This window comes from Phytohabitans houttuyneae, from assembly GCF_011764425.1.
GTDB classification, from domain to species: domain Bacteria; phylum Actinomycetota; class Actinomycetes; order Mycobacteriales; family Micromonosporaceae; genus Phytohabitans; species Phytohabitans houttuyneae.
On the sequence record NZ_BLPF01000002.1, the window covers coordinates 1,912,371 to 1,936,767 of the forward strand.

The following is a 24,397-nucleotide window of genomic DNA, read 5'->3' on the forward strand; positions in this document are numbered from 1 at the left end:
CGCTCGTGACTACCGAGATCCAGGAAAAGCACCAGGCCGGTGCCGAACAGGTACAGGTCCGGGTGGTCGACAGCGACGTGCACCCCACGCCGCGCTACGGCGAGCTCGACCCGTTCATCCCCGAGCCGTACCGCACGCTCTTCAACCAGCGCAAGGCGATGGCCGGCAACCCGGTGTACTACGACGCGCCGGACTACAACCACGCGTTCGCGATGCGCACCGACTCCTTCCCGGACGACGGCAACTTCGCCGGCTCCGACCCGGCCCTGACGTTCCGCCAGCTCATCCTGGAGGCGGGCTCGGACATCGCGATCCTCGGCCCGCTCAACGGGGGCGGCCAGACCGACGAGGAGGAGCACGCCCTCGCCGTGGCGACCAACCTGTGGCAGGACGCGTGCTGGCTGGACAGCGAGAACAACTGGCACAAGCGGTACTACGGCTCGATCGCCGCCGCGATCCAGCTGCCCGGCGAGGCCGCCCGCGAGATCGAGAAGTGGGCCGGCCACCCCTACATGGCGCAGGTCCTCATCAACGCCGAGCCCCGCCCGTCGTGGGGGCACCCGATGTACGACCCGGTGTGGGCAGCCGCGACCCGCCACGACATCCCGGTCGCCTGCCACCTCGGGCGCGGGCAGCACAACGAGCTGCCGATGTCACCGGTCGGGTTCATGACGTACAACCACGACCTGATGGTGTCGTACTCGATGCTGGCCGCCAACCAGGTGGCGAGCCTCGTCTTCGACGGCGTGTTCGACCGCTTCCCGACGCTGCGGATCGTGCTCATCGAGCACGCGTTCAACTGGATCCTGCCGCTGATGTGGCGGATGGACGCGGTGTACAAGGCCCGCGGCCCGGAAAACGGCCTGAAGCGCAAGCCTTCCGACTACGTCAAGGACCACATCTGGTTCACCACGCAGCCGCTGGACTACCCGGAGGACAAGACCGAGCTCACCAGCGCTCTCGAGTGGATGGAGGCGGACAAGCTGCTGCTGTTCTCCTCGGACTATCCGCATTGGACGTTCGACGACCCGCAGTGGGTGGCCAAGCACATGCCCGACAAGTGGCGCGAGAAGATCATGTTCCAGAACGCGCTGGACGTCTTCCACCTGCCCAGCACCGTCCCGGCCCTCGCCGGGCAGAAGAGGCCGTTCTAGATGCGCGAGCGGGAGACGGTGCGGGCGCCGCTGGCCCGCGGGCGCGAGCACGTCGTGGCGACCGTGGACGAGATCGCACCCGGCCAGTCCAAAGTGGTGCCGATCGGCCGGTACGGCGTCGGCGTGTACAACGTGGACGGCCGGTTCTACGCGATCGCCAACTACTGCCCGCACGAGGGCGGGCCGCTGTGCCAGGGGCGTACCCACGGGCAGACGGTCGTCGACGAGGAGCGCCCGGGCGGCGCCGCCGAGATCAGGGATGGCGAGTTCATCTACTGCCCCTGGCACCAGTGGGGGTTCGAGCTCGCCACCGGCACCACCGCCGTGAAGCCGGAGTGGAGCATCCGCACCTACCCCGTACGGGTCGAGGGCGAAAACATCATCGTCACCGCGTGAGGTCTGCGAAGGAGTCCCATGAGTCTCACGACCGCGGTCACCGCCCACCCCGCCGCCGGCGACCGGCTGATCGGCGGCGTCGGGGAGCGGGAAGGGCTGCAGCGGTACCTGTCGACCGGCGGGTACGCGCCGGCCGGCGACGTCGAGGCGCTGCTGGAGTCGGTCGACCAGGCCGGGCTGCGCGGGCGCGGCGGCGCGGCGTTTCCGACCAGCCGCAAGCTGCAGACCGTCCGGGCCGGGCGGGAGACGCCCGTCGTGGTCGCCAACGGCGAGGAGGGCGAGCCGGCCTCGGTCAAGGACCGCTGGCTGCTGCGCCACCGGCCGCATCTCGTGCTCGACGGGCTGCGGCTGGCCGCGCTGACCGTCGGCTCCGAGGACGTGCACGTCTACGTCTCCGACCCGGCGGGCGAGCGCAGCGTCCGCGAGGCCCTGCGCGAGCTGGCCGGCGCGGGGACCTGGGACGCGGCGGTCACGGTCACCCTCGTCGAACCGACCTATGTGGCCGGTGAGGAGACCGCGGTGGTACGGGCCCTCAACGGCGGGCCGGCGCTGCCCACGGACAAGCCGCCGCGCCCCTTCGAGTCCGGTGTCGCCGGCCGGCCGACCCTCGTCAGCAACGTGGAGACGCTGGCCAACCTGCCCCTCGTCCAGCGCCTCGGCGCGGCGGGGTACCGCGCGGCCGGCACCGCCGCCTCACCCGGCACGTTCCTGCTGACGCTGACCGGCTGCGCCGCCACCGGCCTGTACGAGATCCCCTTTGGACAGACGCCGCGCGAGGTGCTCGGCTGGCTCGGCGAGGACCCCGACGATGTCCGTGCACTGCTGATGGGCGGTTACTTCTCCGGGGTGCTCGGCCCGCACGCGCTCGACCTCCCGCTGGACTACGACTCGCTGAAGGCGGTCGGCAGCGGCCTCGGCTGCGGCGCCATCGGGGTCGTCTCGCGGCGCTCCTGCCCGGTCGCCGTGTGCGCGGCGGTGATGTCGTACTTCGCCCGGGAGAACGCCGCGCAGTGCGGCTCCTGCTTCAACGGCACCGCGGCGATGAGCGCGGTGCTGGAAGCCCTCGTCGAGTACAAGGCGGGCGCGGACGACCTGGAACGGCTGGCCCACTGGTCCACGTTTCTGCGCGGGCGGGGAGCGTGCGGAACCCTCGACGGCGCGACGAACGTGGCGACGAGCCTGCTGCGCGAGTTTCCCACCCTCGTGTCCACGCACCTCGACGGCGGCTGCGAGACCTGCGACGCGGGCGTGCGTTCCCTGGACCCGCCGTTCGCCGTCGGACTTCCTTGAGGCGAGGAGAGAGACAACCCGTGAAGATCAAGCTTGACCGCACCGTCTGCGACGGCTTCGGGCTGTGCGCCGTGCACGCCCCGGAGACGTTCTCGCTCGACGAGTGGGGCTACGTGTCGCTCGTCGGCGGCGGCAGCGTCGCACCCGAACACGAACGCGGCGTGCGGCGCGCCCTGCTCGACTGCCCCGTGCACGCCATCGTCGAACTGCGACCAGCCGAAGACGCCCCGCGCGAGCTGGCGCGGTAGACACCCCCCGTCCATCCGATGCCCGCGCGCTTGCGGCGGCTGGTCCCGCTCGGCTGGCGAGCCGCCGTCCTGCTCGCCCTCGCCGCCGCCGGCTACGCCACCGGGCAGGTACTCGCGCCGTCCGCGCTCGTCGCCGGCGTCGTGGCACACACCGTCGTGGCGAGGCTGCTCGCCCGCGATGAACAGGAGACCCACGTGGAGAACGCCATCCTGGTGGTCCGGAGCAACCCCGCGCCCGGACGCGAGGACGAGTACAACGAGTGGTACGACGGCGAGCACGTGCCGCAGATGCTCGCGGTCCCCGGCTTCGTGCGCGCCCGGCGCTACGTCGTGCACGGCACGCCGGACGCGCCGCCCGAGTTCCGCTACCTCGCCATCTACGAGATCGAAGGCCCGGTGGACGAGGCGCTCGCCGCGCTCGGCGCCGCGAAGGTGTCGCCCAGCGCGAGCCTGGACCCCCGCGTCTCCGTCACGCCCTACGTCCCGCACACCCCGGAGAGCTAAAAGCCAAAACACGCCTCTGGCCCAACCTGGCATGAACCGGCACCGACCGACCCCGTGCGTGATCTCCATGGGCCGCCACCAGCGCAACTGTGGTGGCGGCGGCAGTTGCACGCGTTGACAGTGCCACCCGGCCGTGTGAGCCTCCGGAACTATTCCCATTTACGCCGACGGATGAGGCGAGGGAGTGGAGAACCATGGCTCTGGCCTGGATAGCGTCGTACCCACGGTCCGGCAACACCTGGACCCGCATCCTGCTTGCCAACTACCTGCAGGACGAGCAGGTGGAGCTGGAGATGAACCGGCTCCGCGCAATGCACCCCGGCGTCCCCGACCTGTTCCACGTCTTCTCGCAGGGAAGGCTGCTGCCGCTTGACGATCCGCGCCCGCGGGCCGTCAAGACGCACTTCCTGCCCGGCGTGGACGTGCTGCGGCCGTACCGCGACGCCACCCGCAAGGTCCTCTACCTCGTGCGCAACCCGCGGGACGTGATCCTCAGCGTGGAGCGCTTCCTGCATGTCAGCCCGGCCCGCAAGGCGGACTTCGCGAGGAACTTCATCGCCCATCGCGGGCTCTCGATCTGGCGGCGCACCGGATTCGGCTCCTGGCCGCAGTCCCTGCGCGAGTGGACCTCGCCGGAGCGGCTGCGCCAGCATTTCCCGAACGCCGACGTCTGCGTCGTGCGCTACGAGGACATGAAGCAGGACACGGTCGCGGCGCTGCGGAAGATGGTCGACTTCCTGGGCTTCGACACACCCGCCGACCCGGAGCGGGTCCGGCGGGCGGTGGCGCATTCGGCGCTGGACAAGCTGCGCGCGGCCGAGCGGCGCGTCGAGCCGCCGGCGGCCGAGCGGTTCCCGTTCTTCGGGCCGGGGCTGAGCGGGCAGTCCCTCGCCGGCTACGGCGCGGACGTCGAGGAGGCGTACCGGCGCCTGCTGAAACAGGACGAGGAGTTCAGCGCCCTCGTCGAGAAGTACGGGTACGCGGGAGGTGAGGACCGATGCGTCCCCTCACCTGGATAGCCTCCCGCCCGCAGTCCGGCAGCACGCCGGTACTCGGCCTCGTGGCCGGCTACCTCCTGGACGCGCCACCGGCCGAGGTCTCCCCGGAGGACCTGCTCGCCGCGGCGCCCGACCTGGTCACCCTGTTCAGCTGGGGGCGCACCGTTCCGCTCGACGAAGCCCGGCCGTCCGTCGTGAAGACCACCTTCCCGCCGGCCGCGGAGGTGCTGGACCCGTACCGGGAGGCGACCGGCAGGATCGTCTACGTGGTGCGCGACCCGCGCGACCTGATCGCCCGCCTCGGCGCGCGCAGCGGGTCGGCCGGCGAGACCTGGACCTCCCACGTGCGCGAGTGGACCGTGCCGGAGCGGGTCGCGCGCCACTTCCCGAACGTCGACGCCATCTGCGCGGTCCGGTTCGAGGACGCCAACCGCGACCCGGTCGCCACGCTCTCCGAGATCGTCCGGTTCCTCGGCGTGGCGGACGAGGTGGACGGCGACCGCGTGAGGCGGGCGGTCGAAAACTGGACCCGGGAGACGCTGCGCCCGACGGTGCTGGGCGAGGCGCCGGCCCTGCCGGGAATCTGGGCCTTCCGCGACCTCGCCCCACCACGACCCGCCGCCCCGAAAGGCGACCCGCCCTCACGGCGCGACGTCGAGGCCGAGTACCAGCGCTGCGTGCGGGACGACGAGGAGTTCGGCACGCTCGCCCGGCGGTTCGGCTATTAGAGACCCGACCCCAACCCCGATCCGAGCTACCGCGACGTCCGCGGTGGTCCGGACCGTCGCTCCCGCCTGTACCGGGTTCGATGTGGACGGTGCGATCACGTCCGTCGTGCCGACGCTCTCGGGCAGCGACCCTCTGCGGTGACCGGGTTTGCCGGAGCCTGCCGGCCGGGTATCCGGCCGGTATGGCGGAACCGCACGTATCGATCGACCAGCCCGACATCAGCCCGGCGCCGGAGAAGCTGCGCGGGGCGCTGGAGGAGCAGCTGAGCTCGGCCCTGCAGCACGCGACCGACGTGGTGTCCGGCGACTACCGCGGCGAGGGGGTCGACGAGGTCGCCGCCCGCCTCGTCGACGAGACCCGCGCGGCCCTGCACCCGGACATCGCCGAGGCCTTCCAGCCGGACATGGTCCAGATCCGGGAGGTCGCCGCGGTGATCGTGGGCCGCGGCTGAGTACCCGTACCCGGGTCGGCTGGGCGCCGCGGCACAGGCGCGAGGTGGCCGCGGGGCCTAGCGTCGGCACATGACCGTCCGGAGGGTGGCCCCGCCGTCGCCGCCGACCGCCGTCGTCCTGCTGACGGTGGCGTGGCTGCTCCTGCTGCTGGGGCTCGGCTACGCGTGGTTCGGCACCGGGATGGAGAGCTGGGCCGACCACCACAGCAACAGCGGCGCCAGGCAGGACGAGATCGCCAAGAAGGCCAACCAGCTGTTGCTGGGCCTGGCGCTGACCGGCGTAGGCGGACCGGTGCTGATCGCGGTGGTGGCCTTCGCGGGACGGCTGCGGTGGACCGGGGTGGTCTTCACCGTCCTGGCGATCGTCTTCTGCGGGCTCTCGGTGCCCCTTGCCGGCGCCACCTGGCGCGAGCTGAACCCGCCGCAGCCGGTGCCCACCACATACGTATGCCAGGAGCGCAGCGGCGGCGACACCCGCTGTCCCGGCGGCTGAGTGCGGGCATGTGGCAAAATGCGGCGGGTGCCGCGCCTCCATCACCTGCGCAGCGCTGTCGCGCCCTACCGGTTCCGGCTCTTCGCTGTGCTCGTGGTCGCCGCCGTCGCTGTCAACCTCGCCCAGTTCCGGGGCATCGACCGCGAGCGGTTCCGCGAGTTCGAGGCCGTCGGGCGGTACGAGACGTCCGACGTCGCCCGCATCGCCTACGAAAACGGCGGGTGGCACCGCCAGCGCTACGGGCTGTACCTGGGGCTCGGCACGCTGGCACCGGGCGCGACCGTGTACATCCCGACGCCCAGCGGGTTTGCGGACGACCGCAAGATCGCTGACGAGACCGAGTCCCGGCTGCGCGTCTTCGGCCGCGCCGGGCGCGTCGAGTGGGTCCCCGCGCCGGCGGTCGCGGCGGGCACCGGCTTCGACCCCAGGCCGTTCGTGGTGGCCAGCGGCGTGGGCGGCGCGCGCGGGGCACCCTGGGCGCTCGCGGTCGACCCCGCGCTGCCCCGGCCGGCCGGCCCGGCCAACCCGGACGACTACCTCAAGCGGATCGTCACCGGCGAGGGCGCGCGCGGCACCGCCGGCGCCCGGACGTTCGCGCTGATCCGCTGGCCGGTGGCACGCGATGGTGAGGACCACGACTACCAGGAGCTGCTGGTCGAGACCGCGCTGCTCCCGGCGAGCCTGCGCGCGGAGCTGCCCCGATGATCGCCGAGCTGGTCGTGGTGCTGGCGGCCCTCGGCGGCGGCTGCGCCCTGCTGCGCACGGCCGGGATCCGCGACTGGGGCCTGCTCCCGCTCGGCTTCCTCGCCGGGGTCTGCCTGATGATCGGTGTCGGGTTCGTCCAGGTGGCGACGGGGCTGCCGACCGCACCGGAGATCACCCTGGCGGTGGTGCTCGGCGCGCCGGTCGCCTGGTGGATCGCCGCCTGGCGCAGGGGGCGCGATGTCCGCGTCTGGCCCCCGGCGGCGGTGGCGAGCGTGCTCGCGGTCGCCGCGGCCGTCGCGGTGCTGCGCGAGGCCCGGATGCTCAAGTGGCACTCCGACTCCCTCACGTACCTGATGGCGGGCCGGCTGATCGCCGAGGGTGACTACCGGTCCACCGCGTCGACCGAGCTGCTGACCACGCGGGTGCTCGGCGTACCGCTGCTGCACGCCCCCGCCGACCTGGGCGGGGCCCTCTACCTGCGCTCCGTCACGCCGCTGCTGGCCGCCGCCACGCTCGCCGCCGTCGTGTGGTTCGTCCGGCGCGCCGGCCTCGGGACCGGCCGGTTCGCGGCGGTCGCCGCCCTCGCCGGGCTGCTGCTGCTGACCAACAACCGGGTCGTCTTCAGCTTCTTCTACCTCAACGGGCATCTTCTGGTCGCCGCCTGCGTGCTGCTCGTGGCCGGCAGCGGGTGGCTGCTCGCGAACGGCGACACCCGCCGCCCGGCTCTGATGATCATGCAGATCATCGCCGTACCGGTCATCGTCATCACCCGCCCCGAAGGCTTCCTGCTGGCCGCGCTCGTCCTGCTGCCGACGGCCGTGTCCGCGCACCTGCCGCGCCGCCACCGCGCGGCCGTGCTGGCGTCCTTCGGCGGCGCCTGCCTGCTGTTCGCCGCGCTGCAGCTCTGGGTCTTCCTCGACCGCGACACGAGCGTCCCGCCGGTCGTCGTGGGCGGCGCCGTGGTCGGCGCGGGCGCGCTCGCGGCCATCCCGCTGCTGCCCCGGCTGGGCCGCGGCCCGCGCCTGCTCGCGCTCGCGGAGGCGGGTCTCTGGCTCGGCCTGGTGGCCCTGGCGGTGCGCGAGCCGGACACGCTGCGGACCAGCCTGCGGGCCACCTACCGCAACCTGTTCGAGGGCTTCGGCGGGTACGGGCTGTCGATCGTCGTGCTGGTCGGGCTGCTCCTGCTGGCGTGGCTGCTGTCGCCGCCCCTGCGGCACGCCGCGCACCTGCGGTTCCCGCTGACCACCTTCCTGCCGCTCTGCCTGGTGCTGGCGTACCTGCGCGAGGGCGCGTACCGGGCCGCCGACGCCGACTCGATGAACCGCATGCTCATGCACGTCGTACCGCTCGCGGTGCTGTTCCTGTTCGCGCTGCTCACCGGCGCGGGACGGGACGTGGAGGCGGCGCCGCGGGAGCCGGCCGCCGACGACCTCGCGCCGGCCGCCGAGCCGCAGCCGGCCGCGGTGCCCTGACGGCCGCTTCTACCCGCGAGGGAACTGGTTCGCGGCGGCACCGCGCGCAGAGTCGAGTGGCCGAGGCGCTGGGCTGACCTGGGCTGTGATCGTGGTCATGCGTGCGGCCCGGCCCCGCGCGGGGTTGGATGGAGCCATGACGACGACTACCGCTCCCACCGTCACGCTGCTGCACGGTGCGCAGATGCCGCGCCTGGGGCTGGGCACCTGGCCGATGGACGACGCCGCCGCGGAGGTGACCGTGGCCACCGCGATCGAGCTGGGCTACCGGCTCGTGGACACGGCGGAAAACTACGGCAACGAGCGCGGTGTCGGTCGCGGGCTCAAGGCCTCCGGCCTGCCCCGGGATGAGCTGTTCGTCACGACCAAGTTCAACAAGCGCTGGCACGGGGTCGAGCTGGCCGCCGAGGCGTACGAGCGCAGCCTGGACCGGCTGGGGCTGGAGTACATCGACCTGCTGCTCATCCACTGGCCCAACCCGGGGCAGGACCGTTACGTGGAGGCGGTCCAGGGGCTGGCGCGGCTGCTGGAGCAGGGCCGGCTGCGGGCGATCGGCACCTCCAACTTCAAACCCGCCCATCTGGAACGCGTCATCGCCGAGACCGGCGTCGTGCCGGACGTCAACCAGATCCAGCTCAGCCCGACCGTGACCCGCGAGTCCACCCGCGCCTACCACGCCGAGCACGGCATCGTGACCCAGTCGTGGTCGCCGATCGGCGGGCAGAGCAACGACGTGCTCCGCGAGCCGGTCGTGGTCGAGGTGGCGGCGCGGCACGGCCGGACGCCCGCGCAGGTGGTGCTGCGCTGGCACATGGAGCTGGGGCTGGCGACCGTGCCCAAGTCCAGCGACCCCGAGCGGCTGCGGCAGAACCTCGACATCTTCGACTTCTCGCTCACCGCCGACGAGGTCGCCGCGATCTCCGCGCTGGACCAGGGCGACGCGGCGGGCGCCGACTCCGACGCGTTCGGCCACTGACGCTCAGGCGACGCGGGCGCGCGCCGCTGCCACGACGATGAACGCGGCGACGGCCTCCGGGTCGTCGGGCATCGGCACGTGCCCGCAGCCGGGGAGCGTGGCGATATGCGCGCCGGGCGGCAGCTGCTCGACGCGGCGGGACAGGGACGCCAGCAGGATGCGGTCCCGCGCGCCGAACGCCACGCTGACCGGTGTGTCCACAGGGGACTGAGCCCGGTAGTGGAGGGGGCGCGCCGCCTTCATGGTGGCCTCGAAACCGGGGCAGGTGCCCATGCCGCGGATCTCCATCCGGGCGTACTCCGGGTCGACGCGGGCGGGCCGGCCGTGGATCTGGCCGAGGACGAGCGCGCGGCCGAGCCGGAAGGACACCAGGCGGGAGCCGAGGCCGCCGGCGTGTCGGGCGGACCACCGGATCGCGCGCAGGCTGACCCGGTTGAACAGCGGCGTGCGCCCCGGCCACAGCCCGGCCGGCGACAGCAGGGCGAGCGAGGCCAGCCGCCGCAGGGTGGCCAGCTCCAGCGCGATCCAGCCGCCCAGCGAGGTGCCGGCCACGTGCGGTGCGGTGATGTCGTGGCGGTCGAGGAAGGCCGCCACGCTGTTGGCGAGGGCGGCCGGCGTCGGCGTGAGGTACGGCGGCAGGGGCGCAGACTCGCCGAAGCCGGGCAGGTCCACGGCGATGACCTCGAACCGCTCGGCGAGGGCCGGCACGACCGGCGCCCAGGCCTGGCGCAGCGACCCGATGCCGTGCAGCAGTACCAGCGGCGCGCCGCTGCCGGTGCGGGTGAAGGCGAGTTCGGACATGGCTGTCTCCCGTAGGGCATAGGGGTTTGAAGGACCGCGACCAACCGCGGACGGTGAGGCCGCGGGAGCGACGGTCTGGACCACGACGGACGTCGCGGTAGCTCACATCTCTGTGGGTATCCGGGTGAGCTTGTCCGGGTTCACCACGAAGTCGATCCCGGTGATGAGGTCGCCGGCGACGCTGAAGGCCATGACGCCGACGACCCGGCCGCCGGCCTCGAAGACGAGCCCGGGGGCGCCGTTCACGGAGCGGATGTCGGGGCGGGCGTTGCCGCGCGCGGCGACGGCGACCAGCAGCCGGGCGACGCGGTCGGCACCGACCACCGGGCGGCGGGCGACGCCGGCGACCTGCCCGCCGCCGTCGGAGCGCAGGACGACGTCCGGGTCGAGCACCCGCACGAGCGCGTCCATCCGGCCGCCCGCGCAGGCCGCGAGGAACGCGCGGACCGCGCCGGCGTGCTGGTCCTGGTCGACGGTGAAGCGCGGCGCGTTGCGGCGCACGTGGGCCCGCGCCCGCGCGACGAGCTGCCGGCAGGCCGCCTCCGCCCGGCCCACGGTGAGCGCCACCTCGGGGTACGGCAGGCCCATCACCTCACGCAGGATGAACGCGGTCCGCTCGGCGGGACTCAGCGACTCCAGGAGCACGAGCATCGCCATGCTCACCGAGTCGTCCAGCGTGACCCGGTCCTCCGGGCCGAGCGCGGCCGCGTCGACGACCGGCTCGGGCAGCCACGGGCCGACGTAGCTTTCCCGCCGCGCGCGGGCCGAGCCGAGCTCGTCGAGGCAGATCCGGGCGACGGTGGTGGTCAGCCAGGCCCGCACGTCCCGCAGGCGCGCGATGTCGGTGCGGGCGAAGCGCAGGTACGCCTCCTGCACGGCGTCCTCGGCGTCGGCCAGCGTGCCGAGCATCCGGTACGCGACACCGGTGAGGTGGGCGCGGTGCTCCTCGAACGCGCCGGCCGCCTGCTCGTCGTCCATCCCCGTGCCCCCATCCGAACGCCCCGACACTGTTAGGACGACGCGGTCCTGCCGCCTGTGACAAGGACCCGGCTGAACCCGGTGCCCGGCGCGGTCGTATGGGGGTGGCGCGGGCGCCGTGGGAGCCCGCGCCACGCTCAGCCCGCGAGGGGGAGCACGCGGGCCACGCGGATCGAGGTGCCGCCGCCGCCGGCCGCGGGGTAGGCGACGCTGCCGTCCGGGTACGCCTTGAACGCCTGGTAGTTGTGGTCCCGCACGGTGAGCGTGAACCGGCCGCCGACGGTCTTGCCGCTGCCGGCGTCGTACACCTGGGCGGCCGTCGCGGAGCCGGATCCCCACGCCAGCAGCATCCGGCCGGTGCCGTAGCCGACCAGGTGCGGGTGGCTCGACCGGGCGGACGTGTCGACGGTGGAGCCGGCGGGGCCGTCCGTGAAGCGGGCCAGGCGCACCCGGCCGCCCTGGCTCCACGCGGTCCAGTAGCCGCGCCCCTCGGCCAGCACGACGTCGCCGCCGAAGAGCGTGCCGTCGCAGGTGCCGGCGGCCACGGTCCGGTACGGGGCGGGGCGCGCGATGCGGCACGCGTTGTCGGTCGCGCAGACGGTCACGTAGTGGCGGGTCCGCGGGTCCCACACGACACGCGCCGTCCAGCTGTGGCTGCATCCGACGTCGAAGCTGTCGCGGTGCCGCGTGACGAGGGCGCCTTTGGCGTCGACGACCTGCATCCGGTCGCCTTCGTGGACGTCGACACAGTTTCCATTTTGGACGGTGATGGCCACGCCGAAGTACGCCGCCCAGGTCGTGCCGTCCGACGCGAGCCGGCCGTGGTGCTGGTACCACCAGACGAAGCGGGCGCCGTCGTCGTACCCGTCGCGCCCGCCGCCGAGGTTGGTGACCTGCCGCTCCCAGACCAGCTTGCCCGCGTTGTCGAAGCGGACCATGTGCATGGTGTTGCACGGGCTCGACGAGCCGCCGCACAGCGGCCCGCTGCCGCAGCTGCCCCGCCGGGTGAGCAGCAGCACGCCGCCGCCGCTGTCGGCCTGAACGTCCTGCAGGTCGATGCCGGCGAAGCTGGTCGCCGTGCCGACCAGGCGGTCGTCGCAGCCGAGCCGGCCCAGGTGCACCCGGCCGTCGGTGCCCAGCCACGCCAGCCAGGAGCCGCCGTCCGGCCGGGCCGCGATCGCCATGGGCAGCGCGTCCGTGTCGCCCTCCTGCCCGTAGCCGGTGACCCGCGTACCGACCTTGACCTCGGTGACCTTCACGACCGGCTCGGCACCGGCCGGGCGCCCGCACGGTCCGGTCGCCGGCGGCGCGGGGGAGGTGCGCGTGGCGGTGGCGGTGGGCGTCTGCGCCGGGGCGGGCGTGCCGGACCGCTGCGCTGCGGCGGGAAGGCTCGCACCGGTCTCGCCGGGCGCCTGTCCCGGCGCGGCGGCGGACAGGGCCGCGACCGTGCCGAGGGCGGTGACGGCGGCGAGGCCGGTGACGGCGGCGAGCGCGAGCCGCCGCCGACCCGTGAAGCGCGGCCGGCGGCGGTGCGAGGGATATTGGTCGACGTCACTCATAGCCGGCTCAGACTAAGTGCCGAAACGCTTTCGGGCGTCCCGCGAACCTGTCCGGACGCTTAAGTTCAGCGGGGGCGTGGGCGCGTTACGCGGCGGGGTGCGCGGTCGCCAGGCGGACCGCGAAGGCGACCAGCAGCACGCCGGTGACCCGCTCGATCGCGGCCTTGACGCGCGGGCGGCGCAGCAGCTGGCCGAGGCCGTCGACGGCGGTGACGTAGAGGCCGAACCAGGCCAGGTACAGCGCGGCGAAGATCGCGGACAGCAGCAGCGCCTGGGCGCGGGTGCCGCCGGCGGTCGCCTCCGTCGACAGGAACTGCGGCAGGAACGTCACGAAGAACAGCGCGACCTTGGGGTTGAGCGCGTTGCTCAGGAAGCCCTGCCGCACGGACGTCGCGGGCCGGGGCCGGCTGCGCGGCACGGCCGCCTCCGCCGGTCCGCGCCGGGAACGGGCCGCCGCGCGGAGGGTCTGCACGCCCATCCAGAGCAGGTAGGCCGCACCGACGATCTTCAGGGCGGTGAACGCCTTCGCCGAGGCGAGCAGCAGCGCGGACAGCCCGACGGCGGCGGCGCCGGCGTGGACGGCGAGGCCGAGCACGCCGCCGAGCATGGTCAGCAGGCCGGCGGTCCGCCCGCCGACCAGCGCGCTGCGGGTGATGAGGGCCTGGTCCGGCCCGGGGATCATGACGAGTACCAGAGCGGCGAGCGCGAAGGTCAGCATGTGGACAGCCTGCGCCCGCAGACTCATAAACACTAATGCCGATTGTCGTGGCACCTCATAGACACGGTCTATGCGTGGGCCCCTTGCGCCAAACCTACGCACCCCCGCGGTGGCGGAGATTGCGATCTCGGTTAGGTGGCGGATCTCTCGGACGGCCCGTGCGACAAGCCTGTGTCCATGAGCGTTATGCATCGTGGCGACGAGCACCTGCACTACAGCGACCACTCGCACCGGTGGATAGCCCCACCGGACGTGGAGCAGGCGATCTGGGAGGCCGGCCTGCGGGCGCACATGGCGCAGCACCGCGCGACCATGGGCGGCCCCTTCAACATCGACGAGCTGATCGAGGTGCCCCGGGCCCGCGTGCCGCAGCAGCACCGACCGGTCCCGCAACAGCAGCGCCGCCGCGCCGCCTAGGCCGGCTCTCCGGGCCGGGATCGCAGGCGGGCGATCTCGGCCCGGGCGTGTACCACCTCCGCGGTGTCGCGGCCGCCGCCCCGGGCCAGCGCCTGGGCCAGGTCGTGGGCGGCGGCCAGGACGTGCCGGGCGCTCCTGCGGGCGGCGCGGCCGCGCACCGAGCGGCGGTACGCCCGGCGGGTCCGGCGGTCGCCGCCCGCGGCCCGCACCTCCTCGTCGGTGAGCACGCCGGTCCGCGCCTCGGACGCCAGGATCGCGCGGATCCAGCCCTGTTCCTGCGGCGCGGCGAGCCGGAAGGTCAGCCACAGCAGGACGAGCTCGGCGGCGGCGATCACGATCATCAGCAGGATCGTGCCGGCGCCGCCGTCGAGGGCGTTGCCGTAGGCGGCCATGTTGTCCCAGCTGCTGTGCGCGAGCACGGCGGCGGCCATGAGCAGCAGGCCGCGGGCGACGCGGCGCGGGCCGGCGCGGCCGAGCAGCCACATCAGGCCGGAGCAGAAGACCGCGCTGAACAGGGCGTGGCTGACGATGCCGGCGGCCGCGCGGCCGACGAAGATGCCCCACGCGGAGCCGACCTGGTCGGCGCCGAAGTTGCTGGTCGTGGCGTTGAACGCGTACAGGACGTCCTCGGAGAGCTGCAGGCCGAGGCCGGTGAACGCACCGATGACCAGGCCGTCGTACGGGCTGCGGACCAGGCGCGGCGCCATCCCGATCAGCAACACGAGGGCGAGCGCCTTCGCGGTCTCCTCGGTGAACGGCGCGGTGAGGCCGGCGCCCCAGTCGTGCACCCAGGCGTTGCCGAACAGCTTGCCGTACAGCGACAGCGCCGCCGTGTTCGCGCGCAGCGCGATCCAGTACGTGGCCGGGACGGCGCCCCACAGGAACGCGACCAGCAGCATCGCCGGCGGCAGCGACGTGTACCGGTTGTGGTGGCTGAGCAGGAGCAGCCACGGGATCGCGTACAGCGAGAACAGCAGGACGCCGCTGCCGAGGCCGACGCCGTAGACGCCGGTGCCGGGCCCGTAGAACCGGACCAGGCTGACGGCGCCGGCGACCATCGCGAAGAGGTAGACCCAGAACGCCGCGTTGCGCCACTGCACGAACCGGAACGGCCGGCCCCAGCCGGAGGCCTCGATGGCGGCGTCCCGGCCCCGCGTGTCCGCCGGCAGCGACCCGGTGGCGGCGCTCACGCCCGCTCCGCCCGGGTGACGCTGCGCAGCATCGCGTCGATCTGCGCCAGGTGCGCGGGCAGCAGGCCGGCGGTGCCGTCGGCGATCACGCTCAGGCCGGTGCCGTCGATCACGTACGCGGCGACGAGGCCCTGGGTCGAGGCGCTGGTGTACTGCTCGGCCAGGCCCGTGATCCCGTCCTCGGCCGTCACCGACGTGCGCTGGCCCGTGACGGTGAAGCCGTGCCGCGAGTCGATCCTCTCGACCTGGTCGAGCAGCGCGGCCGCGTCACCGGTGAACGGCGCCAGGTGGATACCCACCGACAGGCCGCCCCGGGTCAGCGAGGCGTCGCCGCCGCCGACCTCGACCGGCGACGTGATGGTGTCGCTGACCAGGATGCCGTCGTCGAGCTGCCAGCCCACGGGCGGCGCGATCGTGATCCCGCCGCCGAGGTCCAGCCGGTCGCCTGGCTCGATCACCCGCACGTCGGCCGGCACGGCCCGATCGACCAGCGGGATGCCCACCGACAGCAGCAGCGCGATCGCGGCGACCACGATCGCCGGCACGAGACCGCGGCGGTCCAGCCCGAGCCACCGCCGCTCCACCGGTATCCAGGTGTCCGGGACGGAAGCGGCCATGTTCTCACTTTCGCACCCGAACGACCCGATCGTGACCGGTTCGCCGGCGAAGGGCGCACCTGCCGGCGCGGGCGTCGAACGGGTGCTCAGGACCGTCATCGGCGAGGATCGGGGCCCCGCACGACCGCGCTCGGCGTGCCGGCGCGGATCCGGGACACGCCACCGGACCCCGGGAGGATCCGGACCAACGCCGAACGCTACGTCGAGAAGGCCCGGCGGTACCGGGCCGCGCTGACGGTCGTCGTCCCCGGACCGCCCGCGCCGTGATCTGGTGATGACGCCACGCTGACGGCCTCCCGTGACCCTGAGCGGGCGAGGCACCCCGGCCTCGCCCACCGCGAAGGGACACCCATGACCCGCACCTCCACGCGCTCGCGGCGCCTCCTGGCCGGCACGAGCGGGCTCGCGGCCGCCATCCTGACCACCACGCTGATGGCCGCCCCGGCGCACGCCGTGCCCGGCATCACCGACGTCACCGACGACACGCTGTCCTTCAACTTCGGGCCGGCCACCAGCAAGACCGAGACGGCCACCTGCCCGGCCGGCACCCGCGTCATCGGCGGCGGTGGCGGCATCCTCGGCGGCCAGGTGGGGGACGGCCTGGTCGTCACCCAGATGCAGGCGGTCCGGCCGTTCCTCGGGCAGGAGGACTTCTACCAGGTCACGGTCAACGACCCGACCGGCACCGTCGACGACTGGGGCGTCCGCGCCACCGCGATCTGCGCACCGGCCCTGTCCAACATGTCGATCGCGTACGGCTACACGGTGTCGTCGAGCACGGCGAGCCAGCTGGCGACCGCCACCTGCCCGACCGGCCGCAAGGTCGTCGGCAGCGGCGGGACCGTCTACAACGCGTACGGGCACGCCGGCCTGCAGGTCGTCCGCGCCTCCACCGACGGCGCCCGGGTCTACGCGCAGGCGCACGAGGAGGCCGGCGGGTACACCGGCGACTGGAGCGTCTGGGCGTGGGCCGTGTGCGCGACGGCGCCGGCCGGCTACGAGATCGTGATGGTCGAGAGCCAGCAGAGCGACTCGGAGCGGACGAAGAACGCGTGGGCCGAGTGCCCCGGCGACAAGACCGTGCTGGGCGGGGGCGCCGCGACGAGCTTCTCGGCACCCGGCGAGGTCGCGTTGCAGTACGTGGACGTGCACGGCGGACCGACCTCGGGCACCGTCAACGTGCTGGCCGCGGAGAACGACACGACCTCCACCGACTGGGACTTCATCGTCGCCCAGGCCATCTGCGCCACCTGAGCGGACAAACGATTTGCGCGACCCGTCACGGCGCCGAAACACGACGCCGACACAGTGGACCAACCCCTTGATCATCAGATGGGAGTTGGGCATGTCCACGAAGCACTGGAGCTCGGCGAGCCGGCGGAGCGTACTGGCCGCCGGCTTGGCGGCGACGTTCGCGGCGGGAGCGGCCGCCGCCCCCGCCCAGGCGTCGGCGGGTCAGCGGGGCGGCGGATCCAAGCGCGCCAGGTGGCACCACCACCTCAAGTCCACCCCGGACAAGCTGCACTGGGGCGGCTTTCCGATCGGCTGGGCGCCCGGCCTCACCATGCGGTCCGGGCAGACCGTCCGCGTCGACACCCTCTCCCACCAGGGCTTCACCAACCCCGCCGTCCACCCCCGCGACTACTTCGGCGCGTTCGGCGTCAAGCCGCACGAGATCCTCGACGACGGGATCGGCTTCTGGGAGACGCTGCCCGAGCGGCAGGCCACCAACCGGCAGTACGGCGGGCACGTCCTGACCGGCCCGATCTACGTCGAGGGCGCCGAGCCGGGCGACACCGTCGCGATCGACATCCTGGACATCGACACCCGCGTGCCGTACGGGTTCAACAACACCGCACCGACCGGCGGCGTGATGGCCACGTTCTACCCGGGGTGGCGCGAAGGCGACGTGGGGCTCGACATCCCCGCCGAGATACCGCCCGGCCTGCCCGCCGGCGTCTGGCCCGACGTCCGCACCCACCTCTACCGCACCGGCATGTACCGGGGTGAGGAGGTCGTCTTCTTCGCGGACGGCATCCGCATCCCGACCCAGAAGTTCATGGGGATCATCGCGGTGGCCTCGCCGGCCGGCGAGTTCATCGGCAACACCGAGAACGCACCGCCGCCGGCCACCGGCGTACAGAACTCGACGCCACCGGGCAAGTTCGGCGGCAACATGGACGTCCGCGACCTCAACGTCGGCACCACGCTCTACCTGCCGGTCTTCCAGCCCGGCGCGCAGATCTTCGTCGGCGACCCGCACAGCTGCCAGGGCGACGGCGAGGTCAGCGGCACCGCCGTCGAACACTCGCTGTCCGGCACGTTCCGGATCACCGTGATGAAGAACGTCGAGACCGAGCTGCCCTGGGCCGAGACCGACGACCACTGGATGATGATGGGCATCCACTGGGACCTCGACCGCGCGATGCGGATCGCCGTCGAGAAGACCGTCGACTTCCTCGTCACCACGCAGGGCCTGACCGTGCCCAAGGCGTACTCGTTCGCCTCGATCGCCGTCAACTACCACAACGCCGAGGTCGTCGACCGAACACAGGTGGTGACCGGCTACATACCGAAGAACGTCTTCAAGAGCCGCCGCTGACCGGCGGCCCGACGCCGTGTGCCGGACCGCACCCCGATCGGTGGGAGCGGTCCGGTGCGGCATCGGCTAGTCTGCTCGCGGCTTCGCCGTCCACGAGAGGATGTCCACCAGCCATGTCCGATGTCGAGCTTCCGCGCGAGCTGAACACCAACGTGCCGCACTCGGCACGGGTGTACGACTGGTGGCTTGGTGGCAAGGACAACTACGCCGCCGACCGCGTCCTGGGGCAGAAGGTCGTCGACCTCGTGCCGATGACCCCGGACAGCGCGCGGGCCAACCGCGCCTTCCTCCACCGGGCCGCCCGCACCGTCGCCGACCTGGGCATCACCCAGTTTCTCGACCTGGGCGCGGGTCTGCCCACCGTGGACAACACGCATACAGTCGTGCAGCAGGTCAACTCGGACAACCGCGTGGTGTACGTCGACTACGACCCGATCGTGCTCGTGCACGGCCGCGCCCTGCTGGAGGGCTCCGGCCCGACCCGCGTGGTGCAGGCGGACATCCGCGACCCGCAGGCGATCATCGAGCATCCCGAGGTCACCGAGCTCATCGACTTCTCCCAGCCGGTGTGCGTGCTCGGCGTGGCCGTCATGCACTTCTTCAGCGACGAGGAGGACCCGCACTCCGTCGTGGCCCGCCTGCGCGACGCGATGGCGCCGGGCAGCTACCTCGTGCTGTCGCACATCACCGGTGAGGGCACCAGCGAGTCCGACAAGGTCCTCGACGTGATGCAGCAGATGATGAAGGACCCGCCGACGTTCCGCCCGCACCGCGAGGTGGTGCGGTTCTTCGACGGCTTCGAGCTGCTCGAGCCCGGCGTCGTGCCGGTGCACCTGTGGCGCCCGGAGGACCCGCCGGCCGACCGTCCACAGTGGCGCGAGCTGGGCGACGAGGACCAGCCGTTCTGGATCTACGCCGGGCTGGGGCGCAAGGCCTGAGGTCCGTCACGGCGACACGGCGGCGACCGCGGCCCGCAGCCGCACCGCGGCGGCGCCGGCCAGCAGGGCGAGACCGGCGACCAGCAGGCAGCGGATCGCATGTCCGGGCAGGAACCCGCCGGGCAGAAACGGCAGCGGGACAATGCCGGCGGCGGCCACTGTGGACACCGCGAGCCAGAAGGTGCCCGGCAGGTGGGGCGCCGCCCGCGGCGGTCCGTGCCAGCGGCGCAGCAGCCGCGCGCTGCCCAGGTGCAGCGCGAGCCCGGCGCCGACCGCGAAGCCGGCCACGTCGGACACGATGACCAGCACCTCCCACCACGACATCCCGGGCACCGCCCACTCGTGCAGCCACGGAAACAGCAGCCGACCGCCGTCGACGTACGGGTGGGTGAAGGCGTCCCACACGATGTGGCTGGCCGCCCCGAGCACGGCCGACCAGGCGGTGACCCACCACGGGTGGCGCACGCCGCCGAGCACGCCGTAGTCCCGCAACGCCAGCGGGCCGCCCGCGGGCAGGTGCGCCGCCACCACCGGTGCCGCCCACCGCACCACCCGCGCGCCGACCAGCACGACCGGCAGCGCCCACCACAGCGGCGCGTGCCAGGCGTGGCTGTGGATGGTCACCCCGTAGCCCTCGACGGCGTAGGGGAGGTCGGGCGCGACGGCGCCGAGCACCAGGGCCACGCCGTCGAACCAGCGCGGCCGCCAGAGCTTCAGGGGCAGGACGGCGACGGGGTGCGTCGGTAGCGTCAGAGGCATGCCCGGGACCGTACGGACCGGTCGGGGGGCGACGGTGGCGGGTCGGTAAAGGAACCGTGCGGGCCTCGGGTCCAAGCTGTGGTGATGGAGTTCCTCGGCTGCCACCGCGACCGGCGCGGGTCCGCTGGCGTTGGACCTGACGTGCGGCCGGGCCTCCGCGAAAAGGTTTTCAGGGGCGGTACTGTCGTAGGAAGTGATCGGGGAGGCGCTACCGGGAGTGGCCGGATTCGGTCGCTGAGAGGGAGCGTCACATGAGCACTGAGCCAGAGGTCCCCGCCAACCGGGCGCCGACCCTGACCGATGTCGCGAAGCTCGCCGGGGTCTCCGTGGCGACCGCCTCCAAGGCCATCAACGGCCGCGACGAGGTCAAGGCGGCGACCCGCGCGCGCGTGCTCAAGGCCGCCGAGCTGCTCTCCTTCGCGCCGAACGCGCTGGCCAGGGCGCTGCTCGGCGGCCGCACCGGCACGGTCGGGCTGCTGACCAGCGACCTCGAAGGCCGGTTCTCGATCCCGATCCTGATGGGCGCGGAGGACGCGTTCGGCGCCGGTGAGGTCTCGGTCTTTCTCTGCGACGCGCGCGGTGACGCGATCCGCGAGGCGTACCACGTCCGGGCGCTGCTGTCCCGGCGGGTCGACGGCCTGATCGTGGTCGGGTCCAGCACCGACCCCCGGCCGCCGCTGGCCGGCGCGATCCCGGTCCCGGTCGTGTACGCGTACGCGCCCTCCACCGACCCGAAGGACATCTCCATCACGGTCGACAACGTCGGCGGCGGCCGGCTCGCCGTCGAGCACCTGCTGGCGTGCGGGCGGCGCAACATCGCCCACGTCACCGGCGAGCCGGGCTTCGCGGCGGCCCGCGACCGCGCCGAGGGTGCGGCCGCGGCGCTCGCCGACGCGGGCCTCGCCATGCTCGGCGGCCAGCCGTACTACGGGTCGTGGGACGAGACCTGGGGCCGGGCGGCGGCGCACATCGTGGTCGAGCAGCACCCCGAGGTCGACGCGATTTTCTGCGGCTCCGACCAGATCGCGCGGGGCGTGCTGGAGACCCTGCGGGACCTCGGGCGCGACGTGCCCCATGCGATCTCCGTGATCGGGTTCGACAACTGGGACGCCATCGCGGCACACTCCCGGCCCCGCCTCACGAGCATCGACATGAATCTCGAACGCCTCGGCGCGGTCGCCGGCCGGCGCCTGTTCGCGGCCATCGACGGCGGGGATCCGCCCACGTCGGAGCAGTACCCGGGCCGCCTCGTGATGCGCGACTCGACGGCGCCGAGCAGCTGACGCCCGCGCGGCGCGGCGGCCGCGCGGCTCTGGACAGCGGTTCTGACTGTCCGTGACCGTCGAAAAGATTTCGACGTTTCGGCACGGAGCACGCGGGATGTCGATTGCCGCTCAAGCGGGTCGATGAGTCGCGCCCAGGGTCTGGAAATCAACTGTTGACACGACCGAAACAGGCGGCCAGAATCCTCCGAAAAGGTTTTCGGAATGAGAAGAGGCGGGTGGGCCGTCGTGGGCATCGCGAAAGAGCCGGCGGAGATCTGGTTCCTGACCGGAAGCCAGTCGCTGTACGGGGAGAAGGTGCTCGAGCAGGTCGCCGAGCAGTCGCGCGAGGTGTGCCGCACCGTCGCCGGCGGACTGCCGGATGGCCCGCGGGTCGTGTGGAAGCCGGTGCTCACCACGGCCGACGCGATCCGCCGCACGCTGCTGGACGCCACGTCGGACGACGCCGTGGTCGGCGTCATCGCCTGGATGCACACGTTCTCGCCGGCGAAGGCGTGGATCGCCGGCCTGTCCGCGCTCGGCAAGCCGCTGCTGCACCTGCACACGCAGGCCAACCGCTCGCTGCCCTGGTCCGAGCTGGACATGGACTTCATGAACCTCAACCAGGCCGCGCACGGCGACCGCGAGTTCGGCTACGTGCAGTCCCGGCTCGGCGTGGCCCGCAAGACCGTCGTGGGCTTCGCCGGCGACGCGGCCGTGCGCGACCGGATCGGCACCTGGGCGCGGGCGGCCACGGGCTGGCAGGCGGCCCGGTCGCTGCGGCTGGCGCGGTTCGGCGACAACATGCGCGACGTGGCGGTGACCGAGGGGGACAAGGTCGGCGCGCAGGCGACGCTCGGCGTCTCGGTCAACGCGTACGGCGTGAACGCGCTGGTGGAGAGCGTCGACGAGGTTGCGGACGTTAACGTGAACAAGCTGGTCGATGAGTACGAGGACCGCTTCGACGTCGCACCGGAGCTGCGCCGCGGCGGCGAGCGGCACGAGTCCCTGCGCTACGGGGCCCGCATCGAGCTGGGCCTGCGCCAGTTCCTCGAGGACGGCGGCTTCGGCGCCTTCACCACCAACTTCGAGGACCTCGGCGGGCTCAAGCAGCTGCCCGGCCTCGCCGTGCAGAACCTCATGGCCGACGGCTACGGGTTCGGCGGCGAGGGCGACTGGAAGACGGCCGCCCTGCTGCGCATCCTCAAGGTCGTCGCCGGCGACCAGCCCGGCGGCACCTCGTTCATGGAGGACTACACGTACCACTTCGGGCCCGGCGAGCCGAAGATCCTCGGCGCGCACATGCTCGAGGTCTGCCCCAGCATCGCGCGGGACCGGCCGGCCCTGGAAATCCACCCGCTGTCGATCGGCGACCGCGAAGACCCGGTCCGCCTCGTCTTCACCGCCGCGCCGGGGCCGGGCATCGTCGTCGGCCTCGCCGACCTCGGCGGCCGCCTGCGCCTGACCGCCAACGAGATCGACCTGGTCGACCCCGACGAGCCGCTGCCGCGGCTGCCGGTCGCCCGGGCGGTCTGGAAGCCCCGCCCCGACCTCGCCACCTCGGCCGAGTGCTGGCTGCTCGCGGGCGGACCGCACCACACCGTGCTGAGCACCGCGGTCGGCCGCGAGGCGCTCGCCGACTTCGCCGAGATGGCGGGGATCGAGCTCGCCCTGATCGACGCGACGACCGAGCACCGGTCGTTCGCCGACCACCTCCGCTGGAACAACGCCTACCACCGGCTGGCACAGCGGCTGTAGGCCCCAACCCATCGAGAACTGACCTATGACCCCATAAATCGAGGAGGACGACCAGATGAAACGAACCTTGGGCCGGCGGACCGCCCTGCGGTCACTGGCCGGGGCCCTCGCGGCGACGCTGGTGCTCGCCGTGGCGGCGTGCGGTGGCGACGACGGTGGTGGCGGTACGGACGCGGCCGAAGCCGGGCCCAACGGCGTCGACGACGGCAGCGAGCTCACCCTCTGGACCCGCGCGCCGCTGGAGAAGCAGGCGAAGCTGCTCGTCGACGCGTACAACGCCAGCCACCAGAACAAGGTCAGCCTGACCGTGGTACCCAACGACGACTACGTGGCGAAGGTGGGCGCGGCGGCCGGCTCCGGCGGGCTGCCGGACCTGTTCGCGGCGGACATCGTCTACGTGCCGAACTGGGTGAGCCAGGGCCTGTTCCAGGACCTCAGCGCGAACATCAACGGCCTGGCGTTCAAGGACCAGATCAACAAGGGTCACCTGTCGGCCGGCACGCTCGACGGCAAGCCGCACGTGCTGCCGTTCGTCCTGGACCTGTCGATGCTGTTCTGGAACAAGCAGCTGTTCAAGGACGCCGGGCTGGACCCGGAGAAGGCGCCCGCGACGCTCGCCGAGTACGCGGACGCCGCCAAGAAGATCCAGGGCCTGAAGAAGGACGGCGTCTACGGCACGGCGACCGGCCTCAACTGCGGCGGATGCCTGGTCTTCACCTGGTTCCCCTCGATCTGGGCCAGCGGCGGCGAGGTCATGAGCGAGGACGGCAAGGAGTCCAAGCTCGCCGACGACGCCGCCAAGCAGGTGTACAGCACCTGGGCGGACCTGTGGAAGTCCGGCGCGGTGCTGCCGTCCTCGGCGGGCGAGACCGGCCCGACCTGGACGGCGGGCTTCACCGAGGGCAAGGTCGGCCTGATGTTCTACCCGGCCACGCTGCTGTCCTCGACCCCGTTCGACGTCGGCGTCGCGGGCATCCCCGGCCCGTCCGGCGGCGCGTCCACCTTCGTCGGCGGCGACGGCATCGGCGTCTCCAAGGACTCCAAGAAGGCCGCGCAGGCCTGGAACTTCTTGAGCTGGATGATGTCCGAGGACGCCCAGGTCGAGGTGCTGGCGAAGAACAAGGACGTGGTCGCGCGCGCCGACCTCGCCAACAACAGGTACGCCGCGACCGACCCGCGCCTGGTCACCATCAACGAGGTGGCCGGCAAGGGGGACACCCCGGTCGCGCTGAACTTCCAGCAGGCGTTCAACGCGCCGAACAGCCCGTGGCTGACACTGGTGCGCAACCAGGTGCTCAACGCCAAGGGTGACGTCACGAAGGACAACGGCGAGATCACCGCCGTGCTCCAGCAGTAGGTTCCGCGCGGGCGGGTCCCTGCCG

General features: G+C 72.8%; 27 protein-coding genes. 20 read left to right on the forward strand and 7 right to left on the reverse strand.

Annotation, left to right across the window (positions count from 1 at the left end):
- The first annotated feature begins 5 nt into the window (after positions 1 to 5).
- The 12 genes from Phou_RS31865 to Phou_RS31920 all read left to right on the forward strand — a co-directional run bounded on the left by Phou_RS31865 (position 6) and on the right by Phou_RS31920 (position 9,416).
- On the forward strand, positions 6 to 1,154 hold the full coding sequence (locus tag Phou_RS31865; RefSeq protein ID WP_173062931.1) for an amidohydrolase family protein: 1,149 nt from the start codon (positions 6 to 8) through the stop codon (positions 1,152 to 1,154).
- The gene (locus Phou_RS31870; protein WP_173062934.1) at positions 1,155 to 1,550 is read left to right on the forward strand and encodes a Rieske (2Fe-2S) protein; all 396 of its coding nucleotides are present in this window, start codon (positions 1,155 to 1,157) and stop codon (positions 1,548 to 1,550) included. It abuts the gene before it with no gap.
- 18 nt (positions 1,551 to 1,568) lie between these two features.
- Complete coding sequence (locus tag Phou_RS31875) at positions 1,569 to 2,840, forward strand: NADH-ubiquinone oxidoreductase-F iron-sulfur binding region domain-containing protein (RefSeq protein WP_173062937.1); 1,272 nt, start codon at positions 1,569 to 1,571, stop codon at positions 2,838 to 2,840.
- A 20-nt stretch (positions 2,841 to 2,860) separates the two neighbouring features.
- Positions 2,861 to 3,088: a ferredoxin gene (locus tag Phou_RS31880; RefSeq protein ID WP_173062940.1), complete on the forward strand. Its 228-nt coding sequence runs from the start codon at positions 2,861 to 2,863 to the stop codon at positions 3,086 to 3,088.
- Positions 3,089 to 3,106: 18 nt separating this feature from the next.
- Positions 3,107 to 3,592 (forward strand): DUF4286 family protein, encoded by a 486-nt coding sequence (locus tag Phou_RS31885; protein ID WP_173062943.1) that lies wholly within the window; start codon positions 3,107 to 3,109, stop codon positions 3,590 to 3,592.
- A gap of 194 nt (positions 3,593 to 3,786) precedes the next feature.
- Complete coding sequence (locus Phou_RS31890) at positions 3,787 to 4,611, forward strand: sulfotransferase domain-containing protein (protein ID WP_173062946.1); 825 nt, start codon at positions 3,787 to 3,789, stop codon at positions 4,609 to 4,611.
- Complete coding sequence (locus tag Phou_RS31895) at positions 4,590 to 5,318, forward strand: sulfotransferase (protein WP_173062949.1); 729 nt, start codon at positions 4,590 to 4,592, stop codon at positions 5,316 to 5,318. Before Phou_RS31890 ends, Phou_RS31895 begins: the two co-directional genes overlap by 22 nt.
- A 182-nt stretch (positions 5,319 to 5,500) precedes the next feature.
- Positions 5,501 to 5,770, forward strand: a complete 270-nt coding sequence (locus Phou_RS31900) for a hypothetical protein (RefSeq protein WP_173062951.1) — start codon at positions 5,501 to 5,503, stop codon at positions 5,768 to 5,770.
- 70 nt (positions 5,771 to 5,840) lie between these two features.
- A complete protein-coding gene (locus Phou_RS31905; protein ID WP_173062954.1) occupies positions 5,841 to 6,263 on the forward strand; it encodes a DUF6234 family protein in 423 nt (140 codons plus the stop codon).
- A 27-nt stretch (positions 6,264 to 6,290) separates the two neighbouring features.
- The gene (locus tag Phou_RS31910) at positions 6,291 to 6,968 is read left to right on the forward strand and encodes a hypothetical protein (protein ID WP_173062958.1); all 678 of its coding nucleotides are present in this window, start codon (positions 6,291 to 6,293) and stop codon (positions 6,966 to 6,968) included.
- The gene (locus Phou_RS31915) at positions 6,965 to 8,440 is read left to right on the forward strand and encodes a hypothetical protein (protein WP_173062961.1); all 1,476 of its coding nucleotides are present in this window, start codon (positions 6,965 to 6,967) and stop codon (positions 8,438 to 8,440) included. Before Phou_RS31910 ends, Phou_RS31915 begins: the two co-directional genes overlap by 4 nt.
- 136 nt (positions 8,441 to 8,576) lie before the next feature.
- Complete coding sequence (locus tag Phou_RS31920) at positions 8,577 to 9,416, forward strand: aldo/keto reductase (protein ID WP_173062964.1); 840 nt, start codon at positions 8,577 to 8,579, stop codon at positions 9,414 to 9,416.
- 3 nt (positions 9,417 to 9,419) lie between these two features.
- On the opposite strand, the gene Phou_RS31925 is transcribed toward Phou_RS31920, so the two are convergent.
- From Phou_RS31925 to Phou_RS31940, 4 genes are all read right to left on the reverse strand, one after another.
- A complete protein-coding gene (locus Phou_RS31925) occupies positions 9,420 to 10,217 on the reverse strand; it encodes an alpha/beta fold hydrolase (protein ID WP_173062967.1) in 798 nt (265 codons plus the stop codon).
- A 102-nt stretch (positions 10,218 to 10,319) separates the two neighbouring features.
- Positions 10,320 to 11,195 (reverse strand): RNA polymerase sigma factor SigJ, encoded by an 876-nt coding sequence (sigJ, locus tag Phou_RS31930; RefSeq protein ID WP_173062970.1) that lies wholly within the window; start codon positions 11,193 to 11,195, stop codon positions 10,320 to 10,322.
- Between the two features lie 137 nt (positions 11,196 to 11,332).
- Positions 11,333 to 12,754: a hypothetical protein gene (locus Phou_RS31935; protein WP_218579291.1), complete on the reverse strand. Its 1,422-nt coding sequence runs from the start codon at positions 12,752 to 12,754 to the stop codon at positions 11,333 to 11,335.
- Positions 12,755 to 12,839: 85 nt separating this feature from the next.
- Positions 12,840 to 13,472 carry a LysE family translocator gene (locus Phou_RS31940; RefSeq protein ID WP_173062973.1) on the reverse strand — a complete coding sequence of 211 codons (633 nt, stop codon included), beginning with the start codon at positions 13,470 to 13,472 and terminating at the stop codon, positions 12,840 to 12,842.
- A 177-nt stretch (positions 13,473 to 13,649) separates the two neighbouring features.
- Between Phou_RS31940 and Phou_RS31945 the strand changes: the two genes are divergently transcribed.
- Entirely contained in the window at positions 13,650 to 13,889 is a 240-nt protein-coding gene (locus Phou_RS31945) for a hypothetical protein (RefSeq protein WP_173058969.1), read from the forward strand.
- Here the strand turns inward: Phou_RS31945 and Phou_RS31950 are convergent.
- The gene (locus tag Phou_RS31950) at positions 13,886 to 15,079 is read right to left on the reverse strand and encodes a PrsW family intramembrane metalloprotease (protein ID WP_218579292.1); all 1,194 of its coding nucleotides are present in this window, start codon (positions 15,077 to 15,079) and stop codon (positions 13,886 to 13,888) included. The genes Phou_RS31945 and Phou_RS31950 overlap by 4 nt on opposite strands.
- A complete protein-coding gene (locus tag Phou_RS31955; protein WP_173062976.1) occupies positions 15,076 to 15,696 on the reverse strand; it encodes a hypothetical protein in 621 nt (206 codons plus the stop codon). The genes Phou_RS31950 and Phou_RS31955 overlap by 4 nt, the downstream gene beginning before the upstream one ends.
- 135 nt (positions 15,697 to 15,831) lie before the next feature.
- Between Phou_RS31955 and Phou_RS54630 the strand changes: the two genes are divergently transcribed.
- From Phou_RS54630 to Phou_RS31970, 4 genes are all read left to right on the forward strand, one after another.
- Positions 15,832 to 15,963, forward strand: coding sequence for a hypothetical protein (locus Phou_RS54630; protein ID WP_281365101.1), 132 nt, complete (start codon positions 15,832 to 15,834; stop codon positions 15,961 to 15,963).
- Between the two features lie 84 nt (positions 15,964 to 16,047).
- Positions 16,048 to 16,950 carry a hypothetical protein gene (locus tag Phou_RS31960; RefSeq protein ID WP_173062979.1) on the forward strand — a complete coding sequence of 301 codons (903 nt, stop codon included), beginning with the start codon at positions 16,048 to 16,050 and terminating at the stop codon, positions 16,948 to 16,950.
- Positions 16,951 to 17,041: 91 nt separating this feature from the next.
- Positions 17,042 to 18,298 carry an acetamidase/formamidase family protein gene (locus Phou_RS31965; protein ID WP_173062982.1) on the forward strand — a complete coding sequence of 419 codons (1,257 nt, stop codon included), beginning with the start codon at positions 17,042 to 17,044 and terminating at the stop codon, positions 18,296 to 18,298.
- 113 nt (positions 18,299 to 18,411) lie between these two features.
- Complete coding sequence (locus tag Phou_RS31970; RefSeq protein WP_173062985.1) at positions 18,412 to 19,236, forward strand: SAM-dependent methyltransferase; 825 nt, start codon at positions 18,412 to 18,414, stop codon at positions 19,234 to 19,236.
- Between the two features lie 6 nt (positions 19,237 to 19,242).
- Here the strand turns inward: Phou_RS31970 and Phou_RS31975 are convergent, their stop codons facing one another.
- Positions 19,243 to 19,995 carry a DUF4184 family protein gene (locus Phou_RS31975; protein WP_173062988.1) on the reverse strand — a complete coding sequence of 251 codons (753 nt, stop codon included), beginning with the start codon at positions 19,993 to 19,995 and terminating at the stop codon, positions 19,243 to 19,245.
- Between the two features lie 251 nt (positions 19,996 to 20,246).
- On the opposite strand from Phou_RS31975, the gene Phou_RS31980 reads away from it, so the two are divergent.
- The 3 genes from Phou_RS31980 to Phou_RS31990 all read left to right on the forward strand — a co-directional run bounded on the left by Phou_RS31980 (position 20,247) and on the right by Phou_RS31990 (position 24,372).
- The gene (locus Phou_RS31980; protein ID WP_173062991.1) at positions 20,247 to 21,278 is read left to right on the forward strand and encodes a LacI family DNA-binding transcriptional regulator; all 1,032 of its coding nucleotides are present in this window, start codon (positions 20,247 to 20,249) and stop codon (positions 21,276 to 21,278) included.
- A 204-nt stretch (positions 21,279 to 21,482) separates the two neighbouring features.
- Positions 21,483 to 23,015 (forward strand): L-arabinose isomerase, encoded by a 1,533-nt coding sequence (gene araA / locus Phou_RS31985; protein WP_173062994.1) that lies wholly within the window; start codon positions 21,483 to 21,485, stop codon positions 23,013 to 23,015.
- Between the two features lie 55 nt (positions 23,016 to 23,070).
- Positions 23,071 to 24,372: an ABC transporter substrate-binding protein gene (locus Phou_RS31990; protein ID WP_173062997.1), complete on the forward strand. Its 1,302-nt coding sequence runs from the start codon at positions 23,071 to 23,073 to the stop codon at positions 24,370 to 24,372.
- The last annotated feature ends 25 nt before the right edge of the window (positions 24,373 to 24,397 follow it).

Excerpts from the sequence above, each read along its gene's own strand:
- Phou_RS31870 (WP_173062934.1), top strand. The coding sequence starts at position 1,155 with ATGCGCGAGCGGGAGACGGTGCGGGCGCCGCTGGCCCGCGGGCGCGAG.
- Phou_RS31875 (WP_173062937.1), top strand. The coding sequence starts at position 1,569 with ATGAGTCTCACGACCGCGGTCACCGCCCACCCCGCCGCCGGCGACCGG.
- Phou_RS31885 (WP_173062943.1), top strand. The coding sequence starts at position 3,107 with ATGCCCGCGCGCTTGCGGCGGCTGGTCCCGCTCGGCTGGCGAGCCGCC.
- Phou_RS31890 (WP_173062946.1), top strand. The coding sequence starts at position 3,787 with ATGGCTCTGGCCTGGATAGCGTCGTACCCACGGTCCGGCAACACCTGG.
- Phou_RS31895 (WP_173062949.1), top strand. The coding sequence starts at position 4,590 with ATGCGTCCCCTCACCTGGATAGCCTCCCGCCCGCAGTCCGGCAGCACG.
- Phou_RS31900 (WP_173062951.1), top strand. The coding sequence starts at position 5,501 with ATGGCGGAACCGCACGTATCGATCGACCAGCCCGACATCAGCCCGGCG.
- Phou_RS31905 (WP_173062954.1), top strand. The coding sequence starts at position 5,841 with ATGACCGTCCGGAGGGTGGCCCCGCCGTCGCCGCCGACCGCCGTCGTC.
- Phou_RS31915 (WP_173062961.1), top strand. The coding sequence starts at position 6,965 with ATGATCGCCGAGCTGGTCGTGGTGCTGGCGGCCCTCGGCGGCGGCTGC.
- Phou_RS31920 (WP_173062964.1), top strand. The coding sequence starts at position 8,577 with ATGACGACGACTACCGCTCCCACCGTCACGCTGCTGCACGGTGCGCAG.
- Phou_RS31925 (WP_173062967.1), bottom strand. The coding sequence starts at position 10,217 with ATGTCCGAACTCGCCTTCACCCGCACCGGCAGCGGCGCGCCGCTGGTA.
- sigJ (WP_173062970.1), bottom strand. The coding sequence starts at position 11,195 with ATGGACGACGAGCAGGCGGCCGGCGCGTTCGAGGAGCACCGCGCCCAC.
- Phou_RS31935 (WP_218579291.1), bottom strand. The coding sequence starts at position 12,754 with ATGAGTGACGTCGACCAATATCCCTCGCACCGCCGCCGGCCGCGCTTC.
- Phou_RS31940 (WP_173062973.1), bottom strand. The coding sequence starts at position 13,472 with ATGCTGACCTTCGCGCTCGCCGCTCTGGTACTCGTCATGATCCCCGGG.
- Phou_RS31945 (WP_173058969.1), top strand. The coding sequence starts at position 13,650 with ATGAGCGTTATGCATCGTGGCGACGAGCACCTGCACTACAGCGACCAC.
- Phou_RS31955 (WP_173062976.1), bottom strand. The coding sequence starts at position 15,696 with ATGGCCGCTTCCGTCCCGGACACCTGGATACCGGTGGAGCGGCGGTGG.
- Phou_RS31960 (WP_173062979.1), top strand. The coding sequence starts at position 16,048 with ATGACCCGCACCTCCACGCGCTCGCGGCGCCTCCTGGCCGGCACGAGC.
- Phou_RS31965 (WP_173062982.1), top strand. The coding sequence starts at position 17,042 with ATGTCCACGAAGCACTGGAGCTCGGCGAGCCGGCGGAGCGTACTGGCC.
- Phou_RS31970 (WP_173062985.1), top strand. The coding sequence starts at position 18,412 with ATGTCCGATGTCGAGCTTCCGCGCGAGCTGAACACCAACGTGCCGCAC.
- Phou_RS31975 (WP_173062988.1), bottom strand. The coding sequence starts at position 19,995 with ATGCCTCTGACGCTACCGACGCACCCCGTCGCCGTCCTGCCCCTGAAG.
- Phou_RS31980 (WP_173062991.1), top strand. The coding sequence starts at position 20,247 with ATGAGCACTGAGCCAGAGGTCCCCGCCAACCGGGCGCCGACCCTGACC.
- araA (WP_173062994.1), top strand. The coding sequence starts at position 21,483 with ATGAGAAGAGGCGGGTGGGCCGTCGTGGGCATCGCGAAAGAGCCGGCG.
- Phou_RS31990 (WP_173062997.1), top strand. The coding sequence starts at position 23,071 with ATGAAACGAACCTTGGGCCGGCGGACCGCCCTGCGGTCACTGGCCGGG.